This window comes from Pseudogemmobacter sp. W21_MBD1_M6 (genome assembly GCF_052119585.1).
Lineage (GTDB): Bacteria > Pseudomonadota > Alphaproteobacteria > Rhodobacterales > Rhodobacteraceae > JBGQOJ01.
The window spans coordinates 66,209-92,024 of the sequence record NZ_JBGQOJ010000010.1; the positions used below are offsets into that span (position 1 = coordinate 66,209).

A 25,816-nucleotide genomic window follows, 5' to 3' on the forward strand; every position below is an offset into this window, starting at 1 on the left:
TTCGGGGCGGCCTGCGTGTTCGGGCCGCCCCGCTTGCCAAGACCACCCGTCGGAGGGGCCCCCAATGATTGATACCTTACTAACCGCTTTTGCGGCGTTGCTGACGGTTCAGCATCTTGCCTATATGTTGCTTGGTGTTTCTGTCGGCCTTGTGATCGGGGTGATCCCCGGTCTGGGCGGTATCGCCGGGCTGTCTTTGCTGGTGCCTTTTCTTTACGGGATGGATTCAATTTCCGCGCTTGGCATGTTGATCGGTCTTGTGGCGGTTATCCCGACGTCTGATACGTTTTCCTCTGTCCTGATGGGCATTCCCGGCTCCAGCGCCAGTCAGGCCACCGTGCTTGACGGTTTTCCGCTGGCCAAGCAGGGGCAAGCCGCGCGCGCGTTGTCGGCGGCGTTCATATCGTCGCTGTTCGGCGGGATCGTCGGTGCGGTGATCCTGACCGGTTTCGTGCTGATCGCGCGGCCGCTGATCCTGCTGTTCGGTTCGGCGGAACTGTTTATGCTGGCGCTGTTCGGCCTGTCGATGGTCGCCGTTCTGGCCGGGCGCAGCCTGCCCAAGGGGCTTGCCGCCTGTGCGGTGGGTCTGTTGATCGGTTCTATCGGCGGGGCGCCTGCGACGGGCGAATTCCGCATGATTTACGGGTTCGAGTATCTGTATGACGGTATCCCGCTGGTCATCATCGGTCTGGGCCTTTTTGCCATTCCCGAAATCTCGGATCTGTTGCGCAAGAACAGCACCATTGCCGAGGGCAACGCGCTGGGGTCCGGCTGGTTCCAGGGCGTGCGCGACTGGTGGTCAAACCTGTTCCTGTCGATCCGCTGTGCGGGTCTGGGCTGCATGATCGGGGCGATTCCCGGTCTTGGCGGGTCTGTCGTGGACTGGATCGCCTACGGCCATGCCGTGCAAACCGCCAAGGACAGTTCCAAATTCGGCAGGGGCGACATCCGCGGTGTGGTCGCACCCGAAAGCGCCAACAACGCGATGCAGGGCGGGGCGTTGTTGCCGACGATGCTGTTCGGCATTCCCGGGTCCGGCTCTATGGCGGTGTTCCTTGGCGGTATGGTCCTTTTGGGGATAGAGCCCGGCCCGTCCATGGTCGGTGCCGATCTGCACATCACCTATTCGATCATCTGGTCCCTGGCGCTTGCCAATATCATGGGGGCCGGTATCTGCATCATGCTGGCGCAACCTATTTCGCGCCTGACGACCATTCCGTTCCACTATCTTGCGCCCTTCATGATCGCGCTGATCTGCTTTGCCGCGTTTCAGGCAACGCGCGATCTGGCCGACCTTGTGGCGCTTTTGTCGATCGGCCTTCTGGGCATCTTGATGAAACGCTTCGGCTGGCCGCGCCCCGCGCTGCTGATCGGGTATGTTCTGGCACCGCAGGCCGAGACGTTCTTTTATCAGGCGCTGCAATTCAACGGCTGGGAATTCCTGATCCGGCCCGGTGTGCTGATCATCGGTGCGCTGACGCTGACCTCGATCTACTTTGGCCTGAAGAACCGTGTTGACGACACCGGCCCGACGGGAGAGGTCACACTGACCTCGCACACCAGCCGCAATGTTCAGATCGCCTTTGCGATCGCCATGCTTGGCTTCTTCGGGATGGCGCTGTGGGATGCGTCGGGGCATTCGTTCCTTGGCGGGGTCTTTCCGATTGGCGTTGGCGTCGTCGGCATGGTGTTCGGCGTGATGCTGCTGATCCATTTGGTGCGCGGGCACGAAGACCACCCCGCCTTTTTCGACTATGAAATCGTCGGCGACCATGTCGGCGCAGACAGCAACGGCTGGTTCTGGACCGGCCCTGCGTGGCTGGGCGGGCTGGTGGTCGCGACGTCGCTGGTGGGCTTTTACATCGCGATGATCGTGTTCTTCATTGCCTTCCTGCGGGTTCGGGCACAGGCGTCGTGGCTCAGGACCATCACCATGACGGCGTGTGCCGCTGGTTTCATCCTCGGTTTGGCGTATATGCTTTCGTTGAACTTTCCATCCGGCTGGTTGCAGAACACATACGACCTGCCCTGGCCCATTCGCTGAGGATACACACGATGACCCAAACAGGCATTCCCTACCATTTCTTTCGCGGGGGCACGTCGCGCGGTCCGTATTTCAATCGCACGGACCTGCCAGAGGACCGCGATCTGCTGGCCCAGATCCTGATCAGTGTTGTCGGGTCGGGGCAGGCGCTGAACATCGACGGGATCGGTGGCGGGGCGGCGGTGACGACAAAGGTTGCCATGCTGTCGAAATCGGATCATCCCGATGCCGATATCGATTACTTCTTTGCTCAGGTTTCGGTGCTTGACCGCAGCGTCGATTTCAAACCGACCTGTGGCAATATCCTGTCCGGTGTCGGCCCCGCCGCACTCGAGATGGGCCTGATTGCCCCGACCGGCGACCGCACCCGCGTCCGTATTCACAGCACCAACACCGGTGCGATGATCGAGGCAATCGTGGAAACGCCGAACGGCAGGGTCGCCTACGAAGGAGAGGCCGCGATCGACGGCGTTCCGGGCACCGCCGCGCCGATCTACCTGAACTTCATGGATGTTGTCGGATCGAATTGCGGGTCGCTTTTGCCCACGGGGAACCTGCGCGATGTGATCGACGGGATCGAGGTGACCTGCATGGATGTGGCCATGCCCGTGGTCATCGCCCGCGCCGACGCCTTTGGTCTGAGCGGATACGAAAGCGCCGCAGAGCTGGACGAGAACCGCGCGTTTTACGACCGGATGGAACCGCTACGCCGCGAGGCGGGCCGCCTGATGGGCATGGGCGATGTGTCCAATTCTGTCACGCCCAAGTTCGCCATGCTTGCCCCCGCGCGTGACGGCGGCACCATCACCGCACGATATTTCATGCCCAAGGCCTGTCATCCGACGATGGCCGTGACCGGCGCGCAGTGTATCGCGTCCTGCGTTCTTGCGCCCGGCACCGTGGCCGACGGCCTGCCCGCACCGACGACGGGCAACCCCGCGCTTGTGGTTATCGAACATCCCGCAGGCAGCATCGACGTGACGGTGGATTACGAGAATGGCCCCGACGGGTTCAAGCTGCACTCGGCCGGATTGCTGCGCACCGCCCGTCTTCTGGCGCGGGGCGAGGTCTTTGTGCCGGCCTCTGTCTGGGACGGCACGCTTTAAGCTTTTCGAACACCCATCAGGCGCGCCACGATCGGCGCGCCTGTGATCACCAATATGATCCGGGTCAGGTGGTGGGTGATCACAAATCCAAGATCGGCCCCCGCAACAATCGCAAGAACGGTCATTTCGGCCTGCCCGCCGGGGGCAAAGGCCAGGAACGCCTCGACCGGTTTTGCAAGGCCCGTCAGCGTCACCAGTTCAGTGAACCCTGCCGCCAATACCGCCAGCACCAGCACAAAAGCCACGCCAGAGGCGACGACCTGCCGCAATTCGCGCAGGGTGACGCCGACGTAGTAAATACCGATCCCCATCCCGATAAGGAACTGCGCCGCCAGAATGGCCTCTTTCGGGGGGCGCATGTGAATCAGCCCCATCAGCGACAGGATCGCCGTGACAATCATCGGGCCAAGGATCGAGGCCCCGAACAGGCCGATCCGCTCTCCTCCCTTCCAGCCGATCAGGGCGGCGGCGGCCATGATCAAAAGCTCGGTCAGAGGAATGTCGGCGATAGGGGCGCCGATCGGGTTGCTCAGCGTGACACCGTAAAGCGTGGTCAGCAGGATCGGTGCGATGGTGACGATGATCAGAACGCGGGTCGCATGGACCAGCGACAGAATGCGCACATTCGCGCCTGCCGCCTCGCCGAAGATCACCATGTCCTGCAGGCCGCCCGGCATGGCCGCGTAATAGGCGGTGACCGGATCAAAGCCGCAGACCTTGCGAAAGAACGGCACCCCGATCAGGCCGATCACCGCAATATAAAGCGGGATCAGGGCGACAGAGGCGGCCATCAGCGGCAACTGGTGCAGCAGCGCAGGCGTGATAGAGGCCCCGACCGCGACGCCCAGAATGGTGCGCGCACCGACCGAGACCTGCCCAAGCCCCTGAAGTTTCGCGCCTGCCAAAGCCGCCAGAAGGCACGCGCACATAGGGCCGAACAGAAAGGGCAGCGGCAGTTGGGCAAGGCTGAACGCGGCGGTCCCGAGAGCGGCGGCGGCAATCGTCAAAAGGCGGGCTTTGGTGAAAAATCGGCGCATGATGTTCCTTGGAACCGGGTGTTCGAGTCGGTCTTGACGTGTGAATGAATTCATCTGTATACATTTGGATGCAATATGCAATGAGGTTCCCATGACTCGCCTTGAACTTGTCGAAGATACGGGCGACGCGCCGCAGGGCCAGTCGGCCTACAGACGTCTGCTGGACGACATCCGCAGTGGCGTCCTTGCCCCCGGTGCCCGCCTGCGCGAGGTCGAGCTTGCCGACCGTCTGGGGATCAGCCGCACCCCCGTGCGCGAGGCGATCCGCCAGCTTGAGGCGGACGGGCTTGTCGTTCATATCGCCCGTCAGGGTGCCACGATCCGCAGTCTGGATTACGCCGAGGTGATGGAGCTGTACGAGATGCGCGCCGTGCTGGAAGGCACCGCCGCGCGCATGGCCGCCCGCGCCGCAAGCGAGATCGAACTGGGAGAGCTGGAGGCGCTGAACACCGAGCTGGCAGAGGCAGGCGATGCCGGCACCGCCTTTGATCTGAACCGCCAGTTCCACCTGACGCTGCTGGATGCCGCCAAGAACCGCTATCTGGTGAAATCCATGAACGCCCTGCAAAAGACGCTGCTTATCCTTGGCCCGACCACGCTGATCGAACCGGAACGTGCAGAGCTGGCCGTCGTCGAACATGCCCGCGTGCTGGACGCGATGCGAGCCCGCGACGGGGCCGCCGCCGAGGTGCAGATGCGCGCCCATATCGAGGCCGCGCACCGGGTTCGCCTGCGTGGGCTTCGCACCCGTGAACGCCCGATTGAGGAAAGCTGATCCAGATGCCAAACACCGAACACCACGCCTATCGCGGCCTGTGGGACATCATCGTCGTGGGCGGGGGGAACGCCGCCCTTTGTGCCGCGATCACAGCGGCAGAGACCGGCGCGAAGGTGCTGATCCTTGAATCCGCGCCCAAATCCTATCGCGGTGGAAACTCGCGCCACACCCGCAACTTTCGCTGCATGCATCAGGGGCCGTTGTCGGTGCTGACGGACCGCTACGAGGAAGACGAGTATTTCGACGACCTGATGCTGGTCACCAAGGGCAAGACCGACGAGGCGCTGGCGAGGATGACGATCCGCTCGTCCGAGGAATGTCTGCCATGGATGGAGGCGCATGGCGTCCGGTTCCAGCCGTCGCTGTCCGGCACATTGTCGCTGTCGCGCACCAATGCGTTCTTTCTGGGCGGGGGGAAGGCGCTGGTGAATGCCTATTACAACACGGCGCAGGATCTGGGCGTCACCGTCGCCTATGACGCCGAGGTGACCCATGTGCATCTGGATCACGACCGGTTCACCCATCTTTACGCCACCATCGGCGGGCAGGAGCTGAAGATAGACGGGCGGGCAATTGTCATTGCATCGGGCGGGTTTCAGGCCGATCTGGACTGGCTTGCGCGGGCATGGGGGCCGGCGGCGCGGAACTTTCTTATTCGCGGCACGCCCTACAACCGCGGTGTCGTGCTGAAGGATATGCTGGATCAGGGCTGTGACAGCGTCGGCGATCCCACCCAGTGCCACGCCGTTGCCATCGACGGGCGCGCACCGAAATACGACGGCGGGATCGTCACGCGGCTGGACTGTGTGCCGTTCTCGATCGTGGTCAACAAGGACGGCGACCGTTTCTATGACGAGGGCGAGGATGTCTGGCCCAAACGCTATGCGATCTGGGGGCGGCTGGTGGCGGGGCAGCCCGAACAGGTGGGCTATTCCATCATCGACAGCAAGTCGATCGACCTGTTCATGCCTTCGGTGTTCAAACCGGTCAAGGCCGACACGATCGAGGAGCTGGGCGAGCAACTGGGCATTTCCGGCGCGGCCCTTGCCAAGACCGTCGCCAGCTTCAACGCGGCCTGCCAGCCGGGGGACTTTCACCCGACGGAACTGGACGGAGTTGCGACCAAGGGCATCAATATCCCCAAAACCAACTGGGCGCGGCCCATAGATACGCCGCCGTTCTATGGCTATCAGCTGCGCCCCGGTGTGACCTTCACCTATCTGGGGCTGAAGGTGTCGAACACCGCGCAGGTCCATACCCCCGCAGGCCCGTTGCAGAACGTCTGGGCCGCTGGGGAAATCATGGCAGGCTCGATCCTTGGTCAGGGGTATCTGGCGGGATTTGGCATGACAATCGGAACCGTCTTTGGACGCATCGCAGGAAAAGAGGCCGCTGCCTATGTCAATTGAACTGATAGACGAGGCGCGCCGCCAGATCGAGATTTGCAACGCCTGCCGCTATTGCGAGGGGTTCTGTTCGGTGTTTCCCGCCATGACGCGGGACAAGGCGTTTGCCGATGGCGACATCACCCATCTGGCGAACCTGTGCCACAACTGCCGGGGCTGCTACTATTCGTGCCAATACACCGAACCGCATGAATTTGCCCTGAACCTGCCCGCGGCGCTGGCCGAGGTGCGGCAGGACAGCTGGGAACGGCACGCATGGCCGAAACCCTTTGCGACTGCGTACCAGTCCAGCGGCGTTGCGATTGCGGGCGTGTTGGTCGTGACGCTGGCGGCGCTGTTCGCCGCGATCCAGTGGCTTACACCCGCAAGCGGCGAGGGGTTCTATGCGTCCCTGGCTCATACCGCGATGGTCGCCATTTTCGCCCCTGCGTTTTTGCTGCCGCTGTTGACTGTCGCCCTGTCACTGCGCGCCTACTGGCGCGAGGTGGGCGGGCGCGGCATCAGGTGGGCAGAGGTTCTGGCCGCGTCAAAATCCGCAGGGACGATGCGCAATCTGGACGGCGGGCAGGGGCAGGGGTGCAACTTTGAACAGGAAGACCGCTATTCCAACGCGCGGCGCTATTTGCATCAGGCAGTGATGTATGGCTTTCTTTTGTGCTTTGCCTCGACGGGGTCCGCGACCCTGCTGCACTATCTTGCGGGGATAGAGGCGCCCTATGGATTTTTCAGCCTGCCGAAACTGCTGGGCGTGCCGGGCGGGATTCTGTTGTGTATAGGCACTGTCGGGTTGGCCTATCTGAAAACAAAGGCCGATCCGGCGCTGGGGGCCGTGCGGGTCTGGGGCGGAGAGATGGGGTTCGTGGCCCTGCTGTTCGCCGTCGCACTGACCGGTCTGGTGCTTTATGCGGCGACGGGAACGGCGGCGGTGCCCGCATTGCTGGCGGTGCATCTGGGCGCGGTTCTGGCGTTCTTTCTGTTGCTGCCCTACACCAAGATGATCCACGGGTTTTACCGGATGGCGGCGCTGATTGTGGAACACCAAAAGGCGGCGAATCACGCGGGGCGGTAGCGCGCCTCGAACCCGGCCGAGTGCCCCGTCGCCGGGGATGCAAGGGCAAGCGTTCCGCCCGACCCCGTGGCAATCGCGGCAGCGATGGCAAGGCCAAGCCCGGTGCCATCTGCCCCTGTCGTTCCACGGGTGAAGGGGCGCGAAAGCTGCGCCAACAGATCGGGGGGAACGAACGGCCCCGCATTGGTCACGGTCAGCCCGCCATCGTCCGTCAGGGCGACAAGGACGGGTTGGGCGGGCTCGCCATGTTTCAGGGCATTCTCGATCAGGTTTCGCGCCAGAATGGCAAAGGCATCCAGATCGACGCTCGACAGGGCAGGCCCCTTGGGCCGCGTCACCCTTACCCGCGCGGCATCCGGGCCAAGCTCGGCCACCACCAGCGCCAGCGCGGGTGCCACATCGACGGGCGTTTCCGACCGCAACTGTCCGCCTTCGGCCCGTGCCAGTTGCATCAGTTTCTCGGACAGTCGCGACAGCCGTTGCAGCGATCCCTCGATCAGGATTGCGCGATCGCGGGCGGTTTTGTCATTGGTCTCGGCGATCAGTCTTTGCGTCTGGGCCAAAGCCGCGGCAACCGGCGTGCGTAACTCATGCGCGGAATTGGCGGTGAAACTGCGCTCTGCCTCCAATGTGCGGCGCACCCGCGTTAACAAGGTGTTCACGGCCCCCGCAAGGGGCTCGATTTCCGACGGCAGGTTGCCCGTCGCGACAGGGGCCAGATCGCCGCTGCCGCGCGCCTCGATCTCGGAGCGGAGGGCGCGGACCTGTCGCATGGAAACGCGAACCAGCGCCCAGATACCCAACAGGCTAAGCGGAACAAGAACGCCAAGCGGATAGGCCAGACCCGTCAGCGCCTCTTTTGCGACGGACCGGCGATGGGACAGCGGTTCGGCAACGGCGATGCTCACGGTGCCTTGCAGGGCGCTGTCGAAATAAAGGCGGTGGGTCGCGCTATTGGCAAAGCCGTTCTGCGTGAAGGGCGGAAATACGTCATCCTGTGCATCATGCGACCGCAGCAAAACGCGACCCTCGGCATCGCGCACCAGATAGGTGAAATATTCGTCATGGGCGCGCAGCGTGGCGACGCGCTGCGACAGGCCTTCTTCCTCGCGGTTGATGATGTCGAGAACCGCCAAGGGCAGGATGCGCTGCGCTGTTTCCTCAAGTGCGCTGTCGAACACCTCGTCCATTTCGTGGCGCATGTTGCGGGCGGTCACGACGCTGGCCGCCACCCACAACAGGCTGATCCCCAGAACAAGGCTTATCGACAACCGCCATTGCAGGCTGCGCGGCCACATCAGGCGCAACCGCCAAGCCGGTAACCGACGCCACGCTGGGTTTCGATCGCGTCATGCCCCAGCTTTTTGCGCAAGCGGCTGACATGCACCTCGATCGTGTTGCTTTCGACCTCTGCGCTAAAGGAATACAGCCGTTCCTCCAGTTGCGCCTTCGACATGATCTGGCCAGGCCGCTGCACGAACGCCTCGAACAGGACCCATTCGCGGGCGGTCAGCGCGACAGGTTTTCCGGCGCGGCGAATGGCGCGGGCGGCCAGATCTATCTGCAAGGCGCCGATCTCGACCAATGGGTTTGGATTGCCGGAATAGCGCCGCGCGACCGCGTTCAGCCGTGCGGAAAGTTCCGACAGGTTGAATGGCTTGACCATATAGTCGTCGGCGCCCGCGTTCAGCCCCTCGATACGGTCGGATATCTGGTCAAGCGCGGTCAGGATGATCACCGGCGTGACATCGCCGCTGGCCCTGCGCGCACGCAAGAACGGCAGGCCGCGCCCGTCGGGCAGCATCAGGTCCAGCAGCACAAGGTCATAGGTGGCGCTGTCGACATGGTCGCTGGCATCGTCCAGCCGCGTGACCCAATCAACCGAATGACCGTCGGCGTCGATCTGGTCGCGCACAGCGGCCCCCAGAACGGTATCATCCTCGATCAGCAGCACGCGCATTCCGTTATCCTTCTGTCTTTTCCTACAGCTTATTGCGCTGCAAAGCTGACGGCCACCTTAAGTTCAAATTTCCCCGCCTTAAGGTTGGCGTCAGGCAAGCATGCGAAAAGGCAGCATCCACCCCGAACGGGAGCCAGAATGATGACCTACAAAATGATTTTCGCGGCGGCGTTGATGCTGCCTCTCTGGGCTGGTGTCGCCCATGCCGACAGTGACGACTGCTATGTGCCGATGGCCAACTGGCAGCCGCGCGGCGCGGTGCAGGACATGGCCGAGGCCAATGGTTGGACCGTGCGCAGGATAAAGACCGATGACGGCTGCTATGAAATCAAAGCCCGCGATGAAACCGGGTGCGAGATCGAAGCCAAGGTCGACCCTGCGACGCTGAAGATCATCAAGCTGGAACGCGAACATCACTGCAAACAATCGGGTGGCGACGACAGCGACGACAGCGACGACGACAGCGACAATCGCAGGCTACCCGTGAAATAATCGCATGCGTCGGGTCCTGCCGGTGTTGATCGGCACCAAAGGCCCGACCATGAAGCGCCCCGCACCTCCCCTGCGGGGCGCTTCTTTTTCCCCGACAAGGAATAAAAGCTGACGCCGACCTGAAGCAGGTTCCCCCCGCCGTTCAGGATGCCGTCAGGCCCCGCCCGTAGACCCGATACATAGTGAAATAAATGACCGGAGTACCCCCGATGAAATCCCTTTTGACCGCCCTTGCGATGACGACGGCGCTGACCCTTCCGGGGATGGCGTTTGCCCGCCCCGTGACACTGACCGCCACGTTAAGCCAATACGGCGGGCAGGGCGCGTATCTTGCCCTTTATGTCACCGACGCAAAGGGTGCCTATGTTGAAACGCTTTGGGTGGCGGGTGGTAAAACGAAATATTACAAGCACTTGTCTGACTGGTCGCGCGTCGCAGGGGCTGATCTTTCCCGGGTCGACGGGATCACGGGGGCCAGCGTCGGTCAGGGACGGTCGCTGAAAATCTCGGTTGATGTGGCCGACGCGCTGATCGACGCAGGCTATGAACTGCACATCGACGCCGCGGTCGAGGACATGCGCGACAGCCCCTCCGAGATCGTCGTGCCGCTGACTGCTGCGGGGGGCGGAAAACCCGCCAAGGGCCGCCGCTATATCCAGTCCTTCCAATACGACATGTAAGCGCAACAGCGGAAAGGGACGACAGCCATGCTGCGCCAGCTTCATAAGTTTCCGGGTCTGATTGCGGGTGTGCTTGTCACCGTTCTGGCATCAAGCGGCTCTGTTCTGTCGGTTTTCCCCGCACTGGAAAGGGTGCAAACCGTGGCCCAGCCAGCCAGCCCGCCGGATGTGGCGGAACTGGCGGGGCGGGTGGTGGCGCATTATCCCGGTGTAGAGCAGATAAAGCGCAGCGCCTCGGGCAAGATCGTCGCCTATTACTTTGACAAAGACGTGCCCGGCGCGGTGGTGGTCGATCCGGCGACGGGCGCGGGGCTTGGGCCGGTTCAGTCGTCGCGGGTGGAGCGTTGGGTGACAGACCTGCACCGCTCGTTGTTTCTGGATGATGGCGGGCGGATGGTCGCGGGGGCGGGCGCGCTGGCGATGATACTGCTGGCGGTGTCGGGGTTGCAGATGACCGCGCGGCGGATGGGCGGTTGGCGGTTTCTGCTGCGGCCTGCGCGTGGCACAGGGGCACAGCGCCTGCACGTTGATCTGGGCCGGATTGCGGTCGCGGGGTTGCTGCTGTCGTCGGTCACGGCGTTTTACATGGTGATGACCACATTCGCGATCATACCCGACGGTATGTCGTCATCCCCCGCATTTCCAACCGAACTGAACGGCGGTGCGACGCGTCCGGTGGAACAGATCGCAGCGCTGCAAAACGTGGCCTTGGCCGAGTTCCGCGAGCTGAGCTTTCCCTATGCCGGTGATCCGACAGATGTGTTCACCCTGACCACCGCTACTGGCGAGGGCTTTATAGATCAGGCCACGGGGCAGATGCTGGTCTGGCAGGAGTTCAACACCGCACAGCGGGTCTATGAATTCATCTATATGCTGCACACGGGGCAGGGGCTGTGGTGGCTGGGCCTGATCCTTGGCGTGATGGCGCTGGGCGTGCCCGTCATGGCCGCGACCGGCGCACTCGTCTGGTGGGCCCGCAGGCGCGCGCGCCCCCGCATCGCCGCCAATGTCGCGGCGCATTCGGCAGATACCATCATCCTTGTCGGCAGCGAGGGCGGCAGCACATGGGGGTTTGCGCGCACCCTGCATGACGCGCTGACAGCCTTGGGGCACAAGGTGCATACCGGTGCCATGGGCAACATCGCGCCAGACTATGCCGCAGCGCAGCGCATGTTCATTCTGGCGGCAACCTACGGCGATGGCGCGGCTCCGGCCAGTGCCAGGGACTTTATGGCGCGGCTGGATGGGATGACCGCACCCGCCTTTCCGGTGGCGGTTCTGGGGTTCGGCGACAGGCAATTCCCGAAGTTCTGCCAATTCGCCACAGATATAGAGGAGGCGCTGGCGCAAAAGGGCTGGGCCGCACTGATGCCGTCGCACAGGATCGACCGGCAATCCGCGCAGGAGTTTGCGCGGTGGGGGCAGGCGCTGTCGGTCCATCTGCCGCAGCCGGTTGATCTGGTGCATGTGCCCGTCCTGCCACGCAGCCGGTCCCTGACCCTGCTTTCGCGCAGCGACTACGGGGCAGAGGTGCAGGCACCGACAAGCATCTTCCGCTTTGCCCTGCCCGGCCACGGGCTGTTCGCCCGCCTGACAGGCCGCGCCTTTCCGCGCTTTGCCGCCGGTGATCTGGTGGGGATCATGGCACCCGACAGCACGATGCCGCGCTACTATTCTCTGGCCTCCTCGTCCTGCGACGGGGTGCTGGAAATCTGCGTGCGCAAGCACCCCGGCGGGCTGTGTTCCGGCCATTTGCACGGGCTGCAACAGGGCGACCGGATCGAGTGCTTTATAAAGTCCAACCCCGATTTCCGCCCCGCAAAGGGCCGGTCGCCGGTGATCCTGATCGGTGCGGGCACCGGTGTGGGGCCGCTGGCCGGGTTCATCCGAAATAACCATAAGGCGCGCCCGATGCATCTGTATTTCGGGGGCCGTGATCCGGCGTCGGATTTCCTCTATCGGTCCGAACTCTATCGCTGGCTGGCGGACAAGAACCTGACCACGCTGACCACGGCATTCTCTCGCGTGGCCGGTCGCGCCTATGTGCAGGACAGCTTGCGCCGGGATGCGCCGCACCTGCGGGATCTGATCGCGGGCGGGGCGCAGATCATGGTGTGCGGTGGCCGCGATATGGCGCAGGGTGTCAGGGATGCGCTGGCAGAGGTGCTGTTGCCGGTCGGCCTTGATCCTGTCACCCTCAAGGCTGCGGGGCGCTATGCAGAAGATGTCTACTGATCTTTGTCGCCATGCGTTGAGCGGCGCGACGATGGGAACCCGCTGGTCGGCGCTGTTCCATGCGCCGCAGGGCTTTGATGTTGCGCCGGTCGATGCGGCATTGGCATCTGCGGTGGCCCGTGTCGACCAACAGATGTCGACATGGAAGCCCGACAGCGACCTGATGCGCCTGAACGCGGCCCGCGTTGATCAATGGGTGGACCTGCCGCCAGAGCTGGCCTTTGTTTTGGCGGCCGGGCTGGAGGTTGGCCATGCGTCGGGGGAATGTTTCGACATCGGTCTGGGCGATATGGTGAACGCCTGGGGGTTTGGCCCGACGGGGGCGGACCCCGACGGTCTTGCCGTTCAGGCGGCGCTGCATAGGGTGCGGCCCGCAACCTATGATGTGCTTGATCTGGATGCCGCCGGTTCCCGCGCCTGCAAACTTGCGCCCCTGACGTTCGATTTGTCCGGTATCGCCAAAGGTTTCGCGGTGGACGAAATGATCCGCGTGTTGCAAGAGGCGGGCATCGAAAACGCCCTTGTCGGGCTGGACGGCGAATTGAAGGCGATCGGGCTGAAGCCTGATCAGACGCCTTGGGCCATCGCATTGGAAGAACCGGATTACGAGGCCCGCAGCCCGATGGCGGTCATCACCCTTCAGGATGCGGCCATCGCCACATCGGGGGACTACCGGCATTGGGTCGATGTGGGGGGCGCGCGGCTGTCACACAACATGGACGGGACGCGCGGCGGGCCAGCGCTTGGCGGGGTCGCCTCCGTGTCTGTCATCGCGCAAAGCTGCATGATGGCGGATGCATGGGCCACGGCACTTTTGGTCGCGGGCGAGGCGCGAGGAGCGGCGCTGGCAGGCAAACACGGGCTGGACGCGCTGTTCGTCTTGCGCGATGGCGCAGGGTTCAGGCGGGTGGCGGTGGGCACAGTTTTCGCGGCACTCTAGTATAGGGTCGCAGCTTTGCTTTGCGCTTGGTGCCGATCTCGGCCATAACAATCGGGAATGTTGGTGTTCCATTGGATGTGACGGTGTGATGCCTGATTACCTGACGACGGGCGAAGTTGCCGCGCTTTTGCGCCTCAAGACACGCAAGGTCTATGACCTTGCCAATTCCGGTGCATTGCCCTGTTCGCGTGCCACCGGAAAGCTGTTATTTCCCGCCGATGCGGTGAACCGGTTCATCGCGGGGGGCGGTGGTGCCATGGCACCTGTGCCGCGCAATCGGCCCAACGTGGTGCTGGGCAGCCATGATCCCCTGCTTGACTGGGCCTTGCGCGAATCCCGCTGCGGTCTTGCGACGTTCTTTGACGGCAGCGATGACGGGCTGGACCGTTTCGCGGAAGACGAGGGGATTGCAACGGGGCTGCATCTGTTCGACGCGGCATCGGGCACATGGAACGTGGCGGCGGTGACGGCGCGGTTCAGCAACGACAACATCGTGCTGATCGAATGGGCCAAACGCCAACGCGGCCTGATTGTCGCCGACCATGTCACCCAAAAGCCGCGCACGGTGGCGGATCTGCGCGGGCTGACCATCGCCACCCGCCAAACCGAGGCCGGCGCACAGACACTGCTGCTGTCGCTTCTGGCGCAAGCGGGGCTGACCCCCGGCGACGTCACCTTTACCGATCCGGCCCGAACCGAAGCCGACGCCGTGCAGATCGTGTCAGAGGGGCGGGCAGATGCGACGCTTGGCCTGTCCGCCCTGGCCAAAGTGCACAAGCTGGCTTTTGTGCCGATCCTGACCGAACGCTTTGATCTGATGGTGGACCGCAAGGCGTGGTTCGATCCCCCCATGCAGACTTTTCTGACCTTCTGCCGCAGCGACCGTTTCCGGGCCCGCGCGCTGGACTGGCATGGCTACGATGTGTCCGGTCTGGGCCAGATAACGTTCAACGCCTGATCAGCCCTGCCCGGTCAGGCAGACACCGCTTTGCGTTCTTCTTGGTTTAAATATCCAAAAATCCAACGGATCAGCATGTGGGCCGGTCGGATTTTCCGCCGTCACGGATCAAACCGGCGTTTTCCCCGCGAAGGGGTCCACCGGATAGCGCACATGGGCAAGGTATAGCCCGTGCGGCGGGGCGACCGGGCCGCAGGCGGGGCGCTCGCGGGCCGCCAGCGCGGTCTTCATGTCAATGGGGGCCCAGGACCCCGACCCGACCTGCACCAGCGATCCGACAAAGCTGCGCACCTGATTGTGCAGGAAACTGCGCGCGCGGATATGGAACCGGAATTCCGTGCCATATGGAATGTCGACCGCCTCGATCCGCAATTCGTCCAGCGTTTTGACCGGCGATTGCGCCTGACAAATGGTGGACCGGAACGTGGTGAAATCATGCTTGCCGATCAGGTGGCTGGTGGCCTGCCGCATTGCGTCCAGATTAAGCGGGTATTTCACGCACCAGACTAGCCCCGCCTCATGGGTCATGGGGGCGCGGCGGCTGATCACGCGAAACAGATATTCCCGCTCTACCGCGCCGAACCTTGCGTGAAACATGTCGTCTACGCGGGCGGCGGTCAGAATGGCCACCGGATCGTTGCGCAGGTGATAATTCAGTGCTTCGGACAGGCGGAACGGGTCCCAGTCGCGCGCCAGATCCAGATGCGCGACCTGCCCCGTGGCGTGAACGCCCGCGTCGGTGCGGCCCGCGCCCTGCACCAGCGGGGCCTCGGGGGTGATCTTCGTCAGGGCGTGTTCAATCGCACCCTGCACGCTGACGTGCTCTTTTTGGCGCTGCCATCCAAAGAAGGGCGCGCCGTTGTATTCGATCTTGAGGGCATAACGAGGCATAAGCGCTAGGTAACGCGGGAATTGCACAGGGACAATAGTGGTGACAATAGCGGGGACAATACCTGCGGGCATCCCCTAGCGCGGGGGGCGCGGTGCGCCTATGTTGCATGGCAAGTGAACAGGAGTTGCGGATTTGGTGCTGGGAACGATTGCCGACGGGGTGACCCGCAGCGTTGAGGGGGTAACCCAGGCGGTCTCCGGCGCCTTTTTCGAGCCGGTGATCCGGTTGGGCGTGACAGGGCTTAGTCGCGCGGGAAAGACGGTGTTTATCACGTCTTTGGTGGCCAATCTGATGGATCGTGGCCGGATGCCGCAACTGGTGGCCGCCGCGAACGGTGCAATCAAGACCGCCTATTTACAGCCGCAACCCGATGATACCGTCCCGCGCTTTGACTACGAGGCGCATCTCGCCGCGCTGACGGCAAAGGCCCCGCACTGGCCCGAAAGCACCCGCACGGTCAGCGAGTTGCGGTTGTCATTGCGGGTGCAGCCCTCGGGTCTGTTCGGCGCGTTGCAGGGGCCGCGCACGGTGCATCTGGATATTGTGGATTATCCCGGCGAATGGTTGCTGGATCTGGCTTTGATGGACAAGACCTATGAAAGCTGGTCCGCCGAGACCCTGTCGCGCATCAGCGCGCGCCCCGTCGCAGCGGCGTTTCTGGCAGATGTGGCGGCCACCGATGCCACCGCAAAATTCGAGGAACCGGCGGCAAAGTCCCTTTCGGCGTCGTTCACGGCCTACCTGAATGCCGCCCGCGAGGCGGGGTTCTCGGATTGCACGCCGGGGCGCTTTATCTTGCCGGGGGAGTTGGCAGGGTCGCCCGTGCTGACTTTTGCGCCGATGGCAAAGCCCGCCAAATCAGGACGGGGCACGATGTATCGAGAGATGGATCGCCGGTTCGAGGCCTATAAGAAACAGGTGGTCCAGCCGTTTTTCCGCGATCATTTCTCGCGGATTGATCGTCAGGTTGTGCTGGTCGACGCGCTGGGGGCCATTCACAAGGGCCCGCAGGCGGTCGAGGATCTGCGCCATGCCATGTCCGACATTCTGGGGGCGTTTCGCCCCGGTCGCAACGCGTTCCTGACCCAGCTGTTCATGGGCAAGCGCGTTGAAAAAATCCTGTTCTGCGCAACGAAAGCCGATCATCTGCACCACCGGCAGCATCCGCGGCTGACCGCTATAATGGAGGCGCTTGTGCGTGACGCCCGTGACCGTGCCGACTTTGCCGGCGCTGTGACATCGGCGATGTCCATCGCATCGCTGCGCGCCACGGTCGAGGAAACGCTGGACCATAACGGTGCAAAACTTGATTGCGTGCGTGGCGCCTTGCTGACCACGGGCAAGCAGGCGGCGTTATATCCCGGTGAACTGCCGGATGATCCGGCGCATCTGTTGAACCCGGCGCGGGCGGGGGCAATGGACTGGCTGGATGCCGATTACCAGATCATGAACTTCGCCCCTGCCAGCCTGACCCTTAGGCCGGGCGATGGTCCGCCGCATATCCGCCTGGACAAGGCCACAGAGTTCCTGATCGGAGATCGCCTAAGATGAAAAAGCCCGTTGGTCCGGTTCTGATCGAATTTGATGCCGATGCACCGGCGGCAACGCCTGATGCCGCTCCTGCCGTGCCTGACCTTATGACAGAGGCCCCCACCGGCAAGGCGATGGAAATGCTGGCGACATTGGCCGCACGCAAGCCATCGCGGCTGGCGCGGTGGTTCTGGACGCTTTTGTCGGCGCTTCTGGCCTTTGTGGTTTCAATCGCCGCGTGGGATTTCGTTAACGGAATGATCGCCCGCAACCCGGTTCTTGGCTATACGGCGCTGGTTCTGACGGGCCTGTTCGTTGCCGTTCTGCTGGCGATTGCGGTCAAGGAACTGGCCTCTTTCGCGCGGCTGAAACGACTGGATGCGGTGCACCGTGCTGCGGTGGCGGCGCTGGCGGCGCAGGATCTTGGCGCGGCGCGAAAGGTCACCGACCAGATTGCTGCGCTTTATGCGGGGCGCGCGGATGTGCGGTGGGGGCTGGACCGGCTGGCAGAACACAAGGGCGACATGTTCGATGCCGACGCCTTGCTTGGTCTGGCAGAGCGCGAGGTGATCGCGCCGCTGGACCTGCGTGCCATGCGAGAGGTCGAGGCGGCCGCGCGGCAGGTCGCCACGGTGACTGCGATTGTGCCCTTGGCGCTCGCGGATGTGGCCGCCGCACTAACCGGAAACCTGCGGATGATCCGCCGCGTCGCCGAAGTATACGGAGGCCGCGCCGGAACGCTGGGCAGTTGGCGCCTGACCCGCACCGTGCTGACACATCTGGTGGCGACGGGGGCCGTTGCGGTCGGGGATGACCTGATCCAGTCCATCGCCGGCGGCGGGCTTTTGTCAAAGATATCGCGCCGCTTTGGCGAGGGCGTGGTCAATGGCGCCCTGACCGCCCGCGTGGGTGTTGCCGCGATGGAAGTGTGCCGCCCGATGCCGTTTCACACCGTCAAACGGCCCTCGGTCACCGGATTGGTGCAAAGGGCGCTGACCGGTTTGTTCAGCCGTTAACGGGCTTAGCGCAGGATCGGCACATCCGTCGGCGCCCGCCGGGATTGCGCGACACCCATTTTCAGGCCCGCCCCGATCCGCGTTGCAAGACCGGCAAACCCCTCGGCCTTGGTTGTGGGCAGGACATCGGCACAGGTGGCAGAAAACAGTGCCAGCCAGCGGTCGAAATGTTCCGGCTCGATACCTTTGACGCCCATGTGCACCTGCATCGGGTTGCCGCTATAGCTGCGTTCGCGCAGGATGCTGTTGCGCCAGAAGGCGGCGATCTTGGCCTCGTGCGTTGCCCAGATGTCGGCGTCATCGCCTATGGCGTTGAAAAAGACCGGCCCCAGAACCGCGTCATTGCGGATACGGGCGTAGAATAGCGCAACGACGCTGTCGATCTCTGTGGCATTGAGCGGCAGGCGGGGGGGCAGGGCGCTGGCGGTCATAGGACGATCCAGACGACGATCAGGCTGAGCGTCAGATAGAACAGCATGTTGAACATCGAACGGATCAGTCCCATGTCGTCCTCCGGGTTTACCCCCAGATAAAGGCAGACCTTAGTTCCAGGCCACAAAAACGCATCTGCGATTTTCTTCACCATAGCCGGTTTCTCCTTTGATCTGCGATTAAGGTATAATACTAATAGATGTATTTTACGTAACTTTCAAATGCTCATTCCGGCCGCAGCGCAGCTACCCAGCCAAACCCCCTAACGTGGCTTTCCAAGCCTGTGCGCTGTGCTAATGTCGTGGGAAAAGGATTTTGGCGGTGGACGGACTTATCTTGCTGGGCGTTGTGGTCTTGATCGGTATTCCGGTCGCGGTGCTATATCTTTTGATCAGTCACACCCGGCTGCGGCAGCGGGTGGACGCACTGCAACTCCAGCTTGCGACCCTGCGGTCCGCGGCTGTTCCCAAGACCACGGGCCTGCCCGATCCGGCGCAGCCCGGCCCGTGGGACAAGGGGTTGGCGGCAACTTTGCCAGCTGAACCGGTTGTCCCAGCCGAACATCAGACCCCGCCCCGCGCCATTGTCTTGCGTCGGGACCGGTTGACCGCCTTGGCCAAATGGCTGCGCGAGAACTGGTTCTATGCAATTTCCGCAGTGTCGCTGGCGTTGGCGGGGATATTCCTTGTGCAATACGGGATGGAGCGGGGCCTGTTGCCCCCCGTTGCACGCGTGGGTTTTGCGCTGCTTTTCGGGGCCGCGCTGGTCGCGTCGGGAGAGGTGATCCGCCGCCGGTTCGGCGATACAGAGGACAGCAGCGCGGCCTATCTGCCCTCGACCTTTTCCGGCGCGGGCATCGTCGTTCTGTTCGCGGCTATCATCTCAGCGCGTCAGCTTTATGGCCTGATCGGCCCCGAACTGGCCTTGGCGGGATTGGTGTTGACCGCCGCTTCGGGCATCGTTCTGGGCTGGTTCTATGGCCCGTTACTGGCGGCGATCGGGATTGCCGGCGCGATGGGCGCGCCATTCGTCGTCGGCGGTGACAGCACCACGCCCTATTGGCTGTATGGGTATTTCGCGCTGATTGCGGGCGCGGGGCTGGCGGTGGATGCGGTCAGACGCTGGGCCTGGGTGTCGGTGCTGTCGCTTGTGCTGGCATTTGGCGCGGCGTGGCTGCTGTACGCGGGATCGGGCGGGGCAGAGTATTACATGACCTTCGCGGTCGCCCTGACCCTGGCCAGTATCGCAATCCCGCCCCTGTCGCTTGCTCCCGCGCAGTCCGGCAGTGCGCTGTCGTCGCTGATCACCCGACGCAAGGCTGTGTTCCCCGAGTTTCCGACGCGGCTGGTGGCGGGCACCTTGATGTCCGCCTGTGCGATCCTGTTCGTGACCGCGCAGGCTGTGCAGGCAGGGCAGGCAGAGGTCTGGCTGGCGCTGATGCTGTTCACTGTGCTGATCGCGGCGCTGGCGCTTTGGTGCCGCAACGCGCCCGCGCTTGGCGATCTGGCGGTCCTGCCCGCCGCCGGATTTCTTGCCGTGGTCGCATTCGAGGCGATGGATTACGGCGCGGTCTACCGGGCGTTCAGCACGCTGCCCGAACCGAACACCAACGCGCCCTTTGCCATAGCGGCCAGCGTGATTGCGGGCCTTGGGCTGCTGGGCAGCCTGATGGCCGGCTGGCGCAGTCTGGTCGAAACGCACTGGCCGCGCCAATGGGCGGGGGCGTCGGCGACATTCGCGCCTTTGACCGCGATCCTGCTAGAGGCGCTGTGGCATCCCGCGCGGGTGATCGGGGCCTACCCATGGGCGCTTCATGCGGTGGTGATCGCCGCAGTGATGACCGTTCTGGCCGAACGCTTTTCGCGGCGCGACGGGGCGGACAGGATGCGCACATCCTTTGCCGTGCTGGGCGCTTTGGTGATGATCGCCCTTGCCTTTGTTCTGGTGCTCAGCTCTGCCGCGCTGACTGTGGCGCTGGCGATTACGGTTCTGGCGGCGGCGGCACTGGACCGGCGGTTCGACCTGCCGCCGCTGTCGGCCTTCATTCAGCTGGGCGCGGTCGTTCTGGGGTATCGGCTGGTCGCGGACCCGGGCATAGATTTCGGCTTTTATGGCCCGCTTGGCGCGGTTCTGTTGTCCTTTCTCGGGGCGATCGGCGCGGTTGTGGGGGCGTCCTTTGCGTTGGGCAGCCGGCACCGGCCCGCGACAAAGGTCGTGCTGGAATCGGCGATGTTCGGCTATATCGGGGTGTTTGCCTCTGTCATGCTGTTCCGCGCCATCAAGGCCTCGACCGGCAGCGAAAGCGGGTTTTTCAGCCATTGGGGCATGGGTATTGCAGCCGTCATCTGGCTTGCCGCAGGCTTTGCGCAGATCGACCGGATCCGCGCGGGCGGGCCTTTGGCGGGGGTGCGCAAGGTGTTGGGCGGTGTGTTCTGGGCCATCGCGCTGGTCGCGGTGGTCTTTGCGGCTGTTTTGCTGAATCCGCTGTCGGGGGGCAACTTCTTGTTCGGCAGGGATGCGGTGCTTGGTCCTGTCTTTGCCAATACGCTGGCGGTTGCCTATCTGTTTCCGGCGGTGGCACTGGGCCTGATCGTGCAGCGGTTGACGCATCTGAACCGGCGCGTCCGGCAGGGGTTGGGCGGCTTGGCGGTGGCGCTTGTGGTGCTTTATACCGGCCTTGCCATCCGGCATTTCTGGCGCGGCGCGGATATTGCCGCGTCCGGTGTCACCTCGCCCGAACTCTACAGCTATACCGTCGCGCTGCTGATCGCGGGGGCGGGGTTGCTGTATCAGGCCATCGCGCGGCGCGCGCCCTTGTTGCGCAAGGCCGGAATGGGGGTGATCGGGCTGACCGTGGCCAAAGTGTTCCTGATCGACATTGCGGGGCTTTCGGGGCTGACGCGGGTCTTCTCGTTGCTGGCGCTTGGCCTGTCGCTGGCCGGTCTGGCATGGCTGAACCGCTGGGCGGCGGGCAGGGCGGGGGGCAGCGGGGCAGAGCCGCCCGCACCAACATAGCGCGGGCACTGGACGGGGCGCGCGGGCGGGCCTATAACGCGGCCTATGACCCGTATATTCGCGATTATCATTCGAATTACGTGCCCGGCGCTTTGACAAGTCAAGCCGCCGGGACAAGGCGTATGATCCCTCCGCGCCGCCCCTGATCCCCATTCCGAATACCCTGACAGGACCGCCCCATGTGCGCCGATACGCCCGACCTTCCCGACTATAAAGCCACGCTCAACCTGCCCGAAACCGACTTTCCGATGCGGGCGGGACTGCCCAAGCGAGAGCCCGAATGGCTGGACCGCTGGGCGAAGATCGGCGTCTACGACCGCCTGCGTGAAAAGACCGGCCGCGCGCCCTTTACGCTGCACGACGGCCCCCCCTATGCGAACGGGCACCTGCACATCGGCCACGCGCTGAACAAGATCCTGAAGGATATGGTCGTGCGCAGTCAGCAGATGATGGGCAAGGACGCCCGCTATATCCCCGGCTGGGATTGTCACGGTCTGCCGATCGAATGGAAGATCGAGGAACAATACCGCGCCAAGGGCAAGAACAAGGACGAAGTGCCGGTTGTGGATTTCCGTCAGGAATGCCGCAAATTCGCCGAAGGCTGGGTGGATATCCAGCGCGAGGAATTCAAGCGTCTGGGCGTCACCGGCAAATGGGACAACCCCTATCTGACGATGAACTTCCACGCCGAACGCGTGATCGCCGAGGAATTCCAGAAGTTCCTGATGACAGGCACGCTGTATCAGGGATCGAAACCCGTGATGTGGTCGCCGGTCGAAAAGACCGCGCTGGCCGAGGCCGAGATCGAGTATCACGACCACAAGAGCCACACGATCTGGGTGCCGTTCCGCATTGCGGGCGGCTTCGGTGATCTGGCATCCGCGCGCGTCGTGATCTGGACGACAACCCCCTGGACGATCCCGTCGAACAAGGCCGTCGCGTTCAACCCGTCCATCGCCTACGGCCTGTACCGCGTCGATGCGACGGCAGAGGAAAGCTGGACTGCCGCCGGCGATCTCTATCTGCTGTCGGACGCGCTGGCCGAAGAGGTTTTGACCAAATCCCGCGTGACAGAGCACACCCGCCTGCGCGATGTCAGCGCAGAGGAACTGGGCGGTTTGACCCTTGCCCACCCGCTTGCCGGTCTCGACGGTGCGAACGGCTTCTGGGACTACCCGGTTCCGATGATCGACGGCGATCATGTGACCGATGACGCGGGCACGGGCTTTGTCCATACAGCACCCAGCCACGGCGCCGACGACTACGAGGCGTTCGTGAAGCGCGGCTGGACCGACCGGATGACCCACAACGTCGGCGAGGAATCCGAATTCCTGCCGCATGTGCCGTTCTTTGCGGGGCTGCAGGTCTTTGACCGCAAGGGCAAGGAAGGCAAGGCCAACACCACCGTGATCCAGAAGCTGGTCGAGGCCGGTGCGATCATCGCGCGCGGCACGGTCAACCACAGCTATCCGCACAGCTGGCGGTCAAAGGCACCGATCATCTTCCGCAACACGCCGCAGTGGTTTGCCGCCATCGACCGCCCCGTCGGCGACGGGCAGGACACCTATGGCACCACGATCCGCCAGCGGGCGCTGACCAGCATCGACCAGCTGGTGACGTGGACGCCGCAGACCGGCCGCAACCGCCTGTATTCCATGATCGAGGCGCGGCCCGACTGGGTTCTGTCGCGTCAGCGGGCCTGGGGTGTGCCGCTGACCTGTTTTACCAAAAAAGATGCGCTGCCGACAGACCCCGACTTTCTGCTGCGCGACCCTGCGGTCAATGCCCGCATCGTTGACGCGTTCGAGGCCGAGGGCGCCGACGCGTGGTATATGGATGGCGCGAAAGAGCGGTTCCTTGGCGGGCTGCATGACACCGACGCCTATACACAGGTGTTCGACATTCTGGACGTCTGGTTCGACAGTGGCTCGACCCATGCGTTCGTGTTGCGCGACCGCAAGGATGGTTCTGCCGATGGTTTGGCCGACCTCTATCTGGAAGGCACCGACCAGCATCGCGGCTGGTTCCATTCGTCGATGTTGCAGGCCTGCGGCACCATTGGCCGCGCGCCTTATCGCGGGGTGCTGACCCATGGCTTTACCTTGGACGCCAAGGGCAACAAGATGTCCAAGTCGGTCGGCAATACCGTCGCCCCCGAAAAGGTGATCCAGCAATACGGCGCCGATATCCTGCGGCTTTGGGTGGCGCAGTCCGACTATACGACCGACCTGCGGATCGGCGACGAGATCCTGAAGGGCGTTGCAGACAGCTATCGCCGGTTGCGCAACACCATGCGTTTCCTTTTGGGGTCGCTGAACGATTTTTCAGAGGACAAGCGCGTGGCCCCAGAGGCGATGCCAGAAATGGAGCGTTGGGTGCTGCACCGTCTGGCCGAACTGGATGTGACCGTGCGCGAGGGCTATGCGAAATACGATTTCCAGGGCGTGTTCCAGGCGATTTTCACCTTCGCGACGGTCGATCTGTCGGCGTTCTATTTCGACGTGCGCAAGGATGTCTTGTATTGCGACGGTGCCTCTGCCCGCCGTGATGCGGCGCTGACGGTTCTTGATATCCTGTATCACCGCCTGACAACCTGGCTGGCCCCGATTCTGGTATTCACCATGGAAGAGGTCTGGCTGGAGCGGTTCCCCGGCGATGACAGCTCTGTTCACCTGACCGATATCCCCGAAACGCCTGCCCGGTGGCGCGACGAGGCCCTGGCCGCGAAATGGTCCACCGTGCGCCGTGTGCGCCGCGTTGTGACCGGTGCGCTGGAGGTCCAGCGCACCGCAAAAGAGATCGGCGCAAGTCTGGAAGCGGCCCCGACCGTCTATGTCGATGCGGCGACCGCAGAGGTGCTGAAAACCGTCACCTTCGACGACATTTGCATCACCTCTGGTATTCATGTGTCGACCGACGCGGCACCCGATGGCGCGTTCACGCTGGACGATGTGGTCGGCGTTGCGGCGGTGTTCGCGCGGGCGGATGGCGACAAGTGCCAACGCTGCTGGAAGATCCTGCCGGACGTGGGCCGCCATGCCCATGCAGGCGTTTGCGCCCGCTGCGACGCGGCGTTGTCATGACCGGTGCAAAGGTCCGCGTTGTCGAAACACAGGCGGACCTTGACCTTTGCCTGGCGATCCGGCGCAAGGTCTTTGTCGAGGAACAGAAGGTTCCCGCCGAAGACGAGTGGGATGATCAGGACGCCGCTTGCACCCATTTCCTTGCGGTCCATCAGGGCGAGGTGTCGGGCACGGCGCGTCTGGCCATGGTCGATGGCTATGCCAAAATCCAACGCGTCGCAGTCCTGCCGTTCGCACGGGGAACGGGCCTTGGCGCGACGATCATGCGCGAGGTGATCGCGCATATCCGCACCGGCGGCACCGTCGGGCGCGTGGTTCTGGGGGCGCAGATCCATGCGGTCGGGTTTTATCAAAAGCTGGGGTTCGAACCCTTTGGCGACATCTATCTGGATGCGGGGATAACGCACCGCGACATGGCGCTTACCCTTTAGGCTGCTGTTGTCAGCGCTTCGGGAAAATCTGCTGGGCGATACCGGCGAACAGCAGATAGATGCTGGTCACAACCAGCCCCCAATGGGAATAGCTGCCCGCGCCAAAATCAATCCACGCCGACCATCCGGCAAAACCCGTCCACGCCAGCGCGACCGGCAAAGAGAGGCTGCGCCAACGCTCTGTCCGCACGGGGTGGATGAATTTCAGCGGAACGAACATTGCCCCTGCCAACAGGCTGACCAGTGCCAGTATGATCCAGAAATTCGGCTCCAGCGCGAACAATACGATGACCAGCATGTTCCAGCACCCCGGAAAGCCCGAAAAGCTGTTGTCTTTGGTCTTCATCCGGGTGTCGGCGAAATACATCGCGCTGGCAAAGGTGATGACAATGATGACGATCCAGCCGGTCCATCCGGGCAACAGGCCGGACTTGAACAGGGCGTAGGCCGGAATGAACACATAGGTCAGGTAGTCGATGATCAGGTCCAGAAGGACGCCATCGAACTGCGCCGCGTGGGTTTTCACATCATATTTGCGGGCCAATGGGCCGTCGACGCCATCCACCGCAAAGGCGACGACCAGCCAGAGGAACATCAGGCTCCATTTCTGGTCGACGGCCGCCAGCATCGCAAGCATGGCAAAGACCGCGCCGGTGGCGGTGAACAGATGAACGGCAAGGGCGCGGATTTGTGGTGTCATGGATCGCCTCAT

Annotated in this window: 22 protein-coding genes; 15 read left to right on the plus strand and 7 right to left on the minus strand. The window is 63.2% G+C overall.

The window, feature by feature from the left end; all coding sequences use genetic code 11:
• The first annotated feature begins 64 nt into the window (after positions 1–64).
• Complete coding sequence (locus ACEN2R_RS11840; RefSeq protein WP_442042405.1) at positions 65–2,044, plus strand: tripartite tricarboxylate transporter permease; 1,980 nt, start codon at positions 65–67, stop codon at positions 2,042–2,044.
• 11 nt (positions 2,045–2,055) lie between these two features.
• Positions 2,056–3,150: a 4-oxalomesaconate tautomerase gene (locus ACEN2R_RS11845; protein ID WP_442042407.1), complete on the plus strand. Its 1,095-nt coding sequence runs from the start codon at positions 2,056–2,058 to the stop codon at positions 3,148–3,150.
• Here the strand turns inward: ACEN2R_RS11845 and ACEN2R_RS11850 are convergent.
• A complete protein-coding gene (locus ACEN2R_RS11850) occupies positions 3,147–4,187 on the minus strand; it encodes an AbrB family transcriptional regulator (protein ID WP_442042409.1) in 1,041 nt (346 codons plus the stop codon). The two genes, ACEN2R_RS11845 and ACEN2R_RS11850, sit on opposite strands and share 4 nt — an antisense overlap.
• Before the next feature lie 91 nt (positions 4,188–4,278).
• On the opposite strand from ACEN2R_RS11850, the gene ACEN2R_RS11855 reads away from it, so the two are divergent.
• From ACEN2R_RS11855 to tcuB, 3 genes are read left to right on the plus strand one after another with little or no spacing between them, the layout of a single operon-like run.
• Positions 4,279–4,962 (plus strand): GntR family transcriptional regulator, encoded by a 684-nt coding sequence (locus tag ACEN2R_RS11855; protein WP_442042411.1) that lies wholly within the window; start codon positions 4,279–4,281, stop codon positions 4,960–4,962.
• A 5-nt stretch (positions 4,963–4,967) separates the two neighbouring features.
• On the plus strand, positions 4,968–6,374 hold the full coding sequence (gene tcuA / locus ACEN2R_RS11860) for an FAD-dependent tricarballylate dehydrogenase TcuA (protein WP_442042413.1): 1,407 nt from the start codon (positions 4,968–4,970) through the stop codon (positions 6,372–6,374).
• A complete protein-coding gene (tcuB, locus tag ACEN2R_RS11865) occupies positions 6,364–7,440 on the plus strand; it encodes a tricarballylate utilization 4Fe-4S protein TcuB (RefSeq protein ID WP_442042415.1) in 1,077 nt (358 codons plus the stop codon). Before tcuA ends, tcuB begins: the two co-directional genes overlap by 11 nt.
• Here tcuB and ACEN2R_RS11870 read toward each other — a convergent pair.
• Both ACEN2R_RS11870 and ACEN2R_RS11875 read right to left on the minus strand, forming a co-directional pair.
• On the minus strand, positions 7,425–8,738 hold the full coding sequence (locus tag ACEN2R_RS11870) for an ATP-binding protein (protein ID WP_442042417.1): 1,314 nt from the start codon (positions 8,736–8,738) through the stop codon (positions 7,425–7,427). The genes tcuB and ACEN2R_RS11870 overlap by 16 nt on opposite strands.
• A complete protein-coding gene (locus ACEN2R_RS11875) occupies positions 8,738–9,400 on the minus strand; it encodes a response regulator transcription factor (RefSeq protein WP_442042419.1) in 663 nt (220 codons plus the stop codon). The genes ACEN2R_RS11870 and ACEN2R_RS11875 overlap by 1 nt, the downstream gene beginning before the upstream one ends.
• A gap of 138 nt (positions 9,401–9,538) precedes the next feature.
• On the opposite strand from ACEN2R_RS11875, the gene ACEN2R_RS11880 reads away from it, so the two are divergent.
• From ACEN2R_RS11880 to ACEN2R_RS11900, 5 genes are all read left to right on the plus strand, one after another.
• On the plus strand, positions 9,539–9,892 hold the full coding sequence (locus tag ACEN2R_RS11880) for a PepSY domain-containing protein (RefSeq protein ID WP_442042421.1): 354 nt from the start codon (positions 9,539–9,541) through the stop codon (positions 9,890–9,892).
• A 209-nt stretch (positions 9,893–10,101) separates the two neighbouring features.
• The gene (locus tag ACEN2R_RS11885) at positions 10,102–10,572 is read left to right on the plus strand and encodes a DUF2271 domain-containing protein (protein ID WP_442042532.1); all 471 of its coding nucleotides are present in this window, start codon (positions 10,102–10,104) and stop codon (positions 10,570–10,572) included.
• A 27-nt stretch (positions 10,573–10,599) separates the two neighbouring features.
• Positions 10,600–12,807 carry a PepSY domain-containing protein gene (locus tag ACEN2R_RS11890; RefSeq protein WP_442042423.1) on the plus strand — a complete coding sequence of 736 codons (2,208 nt, stop codon included), beginning with the start codon at positions 10,600–10,602 and terminating at the stop codon, positions 12,805–12,807.
• Complete coding sequence (locus ACEN2R_RS11895; protein ID WP_442042425.1) at positions 12,797–13,747, plus strand: FAD:protein FMN transferase; 951 nt, start codon at positions 12,797–12,799, stop codon at positions 13,745–13,747. Before ACEN2R_RS11890 ends, ACEN2R_RS11895 begins: the two co-directional genes overlap by 11 nt.
• 88 nt (positions 13,748–13,835) lie before the next feature.
• Complete coding sequence (locus tag ACEN2R_RS11900) at positions 13,836–14,705, plus strand: substrate-binding domain-containing protein (protein ID WP_442042427.1); 870 nt, start codon at positions 13,836–13,838, stop codon at positions 14,703–14,705.
• A gap of 108 nt (positions 14,706–14,813) precedes the next feature.
• Here ACEN2R_RS11900 and truA read toward each other — a convergent pair whose 3' ends face one another.
• Positions 14,814–15,596, minus strand: a complete 783-nt coding sequence (gene truA, locus ACEN2R_RS11905) for a tRNA pseudouridine(38-40) synthase TruA (RefSeq protein WP_442042429.1) — start codon at positions 15,594–15,596, stop codon at positions 14,814–14,816.
• 133 nt (positions 15,597–15,729) lie between these two features.
• On the opposite strand from truA, the gene ACEN2R_RS11910 reads away from it, so the two are divergent.
• A complete protein-coding gene (locus ACEN2R_RS11910) occupies positions 15,730–17,148 on the plus strand; it encodes a YcjX family protein (protein WP_442042431.1) in 1,419 nt (472 codons plus the stop codon).
• The gene (locus ACEN2R_RS11915) at positions 17,145–18,143 is read left to right on the plus strand and encodes a YcjF family protein (RefSeq protein WP_442042433.1); all 999 of its coding nucleotides are present in this window, start codon (positions 17,145–17,147) and stop codon (positions 18,141–18,143) included. Before ACEN2R_RS11910 ends, ACEN2R_RS11915 begins: the two co-directional genes overlap by 4 nt.
• A gap of 5 nt (positions 18,144–18,148) precedes the next feature.
• Here ACEN2R_RS11915 and ACEN2R_RS11920 read toward each other — a convergent pair whose 3' ends face one another.
• Together ACEN2R_RS11920 and ACEN2R_RS11925 are read right to left on the minus strand one after the other, a co-directional pair.
• Positions 18,149–18,574 carry a group III truncated hemoglobin gene (locus ACEN2R_RS11920; RefSeq protein ID WP_442042435.1) on the minus strand — a complete coding sequence of 142 codons (426 nt, stop codon included), beginning with the start codon at positions 18,572–18,574 and terminating at the stop codon, positions 18,149–18,151.
• On the minus strand, positions 18,571–18,729 hold the full coding sequence (locus ACEN2R_RS11925) for a hypothetical protein (protein ID WP_442042437.1): 159 nt from the start codon (positions 18,727–18,729) through the stop codon (positions 18,571–18,573). The genes ACEN2R_RS11920 and ACEN2R_RS11925 overlap by 4 nt, the downstream gene beginning before the upstream one ends.
• A 167-nt stretch (positions 18,730–18,896) precedes the next feature.
• Here ACEN2R_RS11925 and ACEN2R_RS11930 point away from each other — a divergent pair, with 167 nt between their 5' ends.
• The 3 genes from ACEN2R_RS11930 (at position 18,897) to ACEN2R_RS11940 (ending at position 25,104) form a co-directional block, all read left to right on the plus strand.
• Complete coding sequence (locus ACEN2R_RS11930) at positions 18,897–21,590, plus strand: DUF2339 domain-containing protein (protein ID WP_442042439.1); 2,694 nt, start codon at positions 18,897–18,899, stop codon at positions 21,588–21,590.
• A gap of 179 nt (positions 21,591–21,769) precedes the next feature.
• On the plus strand, positions 21,770–24,673 hold the full coding sequence (gene ileS, locus ACEN2R_RS11935; protein WP_442042441.1) for an isoleucine--tRNA ligase: 2,904 nt from the start codon (positions 21,770–21,772) through the stop codon (positions 24,671–24,673).
• Positions 24,670–25,104, plus strand: coding sequence for a GNAT family N-acetyltransferase (locus tag ACEN2R_RS11940; RefSeq protein WP_442042443.1), 435 nt, complete (start codon positions 24,670–24,672; stop codon positions 25,102–25,104). Before ileS ends, ACEN2R_RS11940 begins: the two co-directional genes overlap by 4 nt.
• Before the next feature lie 10 nt (positions 25,105–25,114).
• Here the strand turns inward: ACEN2R_RS11940 and ACEN2R_RS11945 are convergent, their stop codons facing one another.
• Positions 25,115–25,804 (minus strand): CDP-alcohol phosphatidyltransferase family protein, encoded by a 690-nt coding sequence (locus ACEN2R_RS11945; RefSeq protein ID WP_442042445.1) that lies wholly within the window; start codon positions 25,802–25,804, stop codon positions 25,115–25,117.
• Positions 25,805–25,816: the final 12 nt, after the last annotated feature.

What these genes read in the sequence shown, in the direction of transcription:
- ACEN2R_RS11840 (WP_442042405.1), top strand. Translation starts at nt 65, where the DNA reads ATGATTGATACCTTACTAACCGCTTTTGCGGCGTTGCTGACGGTTCAG.
- ACEN2R_RS11845 (WP_442042407.1), top strand. Translation starts at nt 2,056, where the DNA reads ATGACCCAAACAGGCATTCCCTACCATTTCTTTCGCGGGGGCACGTCG.
- ACEN2R_RS11850 (WP_442042409.1), bottom strand. Translation starts at nt 4,187, where the DNA reads ATGCGCCGATTTTTCACCAAAGCCCGCCTTTTGACGATTGCCGCCGCC.
- ACEN2R_RS11855 (WP_442042411.1), top strand. Translation starts at nt 4,279, where the DNA reads ATGACTCGCCTTGAACTTGTCGAAGATACGGGCGACGCGCCGCAGGGC.
- tcuA (WP_442042413.1), top strand. Translation starts at nt 4,968, where the DNA reads ATGCCAAACACCGAACACCACGCCTATCGCGGCCTGTGGGACATCATC.
- tcuB (WP_442042415.1), top strand. Translation starts at nt 6,364, where the DNA reads ATGTCAATTGAACTGATAGACGAGGCGCGCCGCCAGATCGAGATTTGC.
- ACEN2R_RS11870 (WP_442042417.1), bottom strand. Translation starts at nt 8,738, where the DNA reads ATGTGGCCGCGCAGCCTGCAATGGCGGTTGTCGATAAGCCTTGTTCTG.
- ACEN2R_RS11875 (WP_442042419.1), bottom strand. Translation starts at nt 9,400, where the DNA reads ATGCGCGTGCTGCTGATCGAGGATGATACCGTTCTGGGGGCCGCTGTG.
- ACEN2R_RS11880 (WP_442042421.1), top strand. Translation starts at nt 9,539, where the DNA reads ATGATGACCTACAAAATGATTTTCGCGGCGGCGTTGATGCTGCCTCTC.
- ACEN2R_RS11885 (WP_442042532.1), top strand. Translation starts at nt 10,102, where the DNA reads ATGAAATCCCTTTTGACCGCCCTTGCGATGACGACGGCGCTGACCCTT.
- ACEN2R_RS11890 (WP_442042423.1), top strand. Translation starts at nt 10,600, where the DNA reads ATGCTGCGCCAGCTTCATAAGTTTCCGGGTCTGATTGCGGGTGTGCTT.
- ACEN2R_RS11895 (WP_442042425.1), top strand. Translation starts at nt 12,797, where the DNA reads ATGTCTACTGATCTTTGTCGCCATGCGTTGAGCGGCGCGACGATGGGA.
- ACEN2R_RS11900 (WP_442042427.1), top strand. Translation starts at nt 13,836, where the DNA reads ATGCCTGATTACCTGACGACGGGCGAAGTTGCCGCGCTTTTGCGCCTC.
- truA (WP_442042429.1), bottom strand. Translation starts at nt 15,596, where the DNA reads ATGCCTCGTTATGCCCTCAAGATCGAATACAACGGCGCGCCCTTCTTT.
- ACEN2R_RS11915 (WP_442042433.1), top strand. Translation starts at nt 17,145, where the DNA reads ATGAAAAAGCCCGTTGGTCCGGTTCTGATCGAATTTGATGCCGATGCA.
- ACEN2R_RS11920 (WP_442042435.1), bottom strand. Translation starts at nt 18,574, where the DNA reads ATGACCGCCAGCGCCCTGCCCCCCCGCCTGCCGCTCAATGCCACAGAG.
- ACEN2R_RS11925 (WP_442042437.1), bottom strand. Translation starts at nt 18,729, where the DNA reads ATGGTGAAGAAAATCGCAGATGCGTTTTTGTGGCCTGGAACTAAGGTC.
- ileS (WP_442042441.1), top strand. Translation starts at nt 21,770, where the DNA reads ATGTGCGCCGATACGCCCGACCTTCCCGACTATAAAGCCACGCTCAAC.
- ACEN2R_RS11940 (WP_442042443.1), top strand. Translation starts at nt 24,670, where the DNA reads ATGACCGGTGCAAAGGTCCGCGTTGTCGAAACACAGGCGGACCTTGAC.
- ACEN2R_RS11945 (WP_442042445.1), bottom strand. Translation starts at nt 25,804, where the DNA reads ATGACACCACAAATCCGCGCCCTTGCCGTTCATCTGTTCACCGCCACC.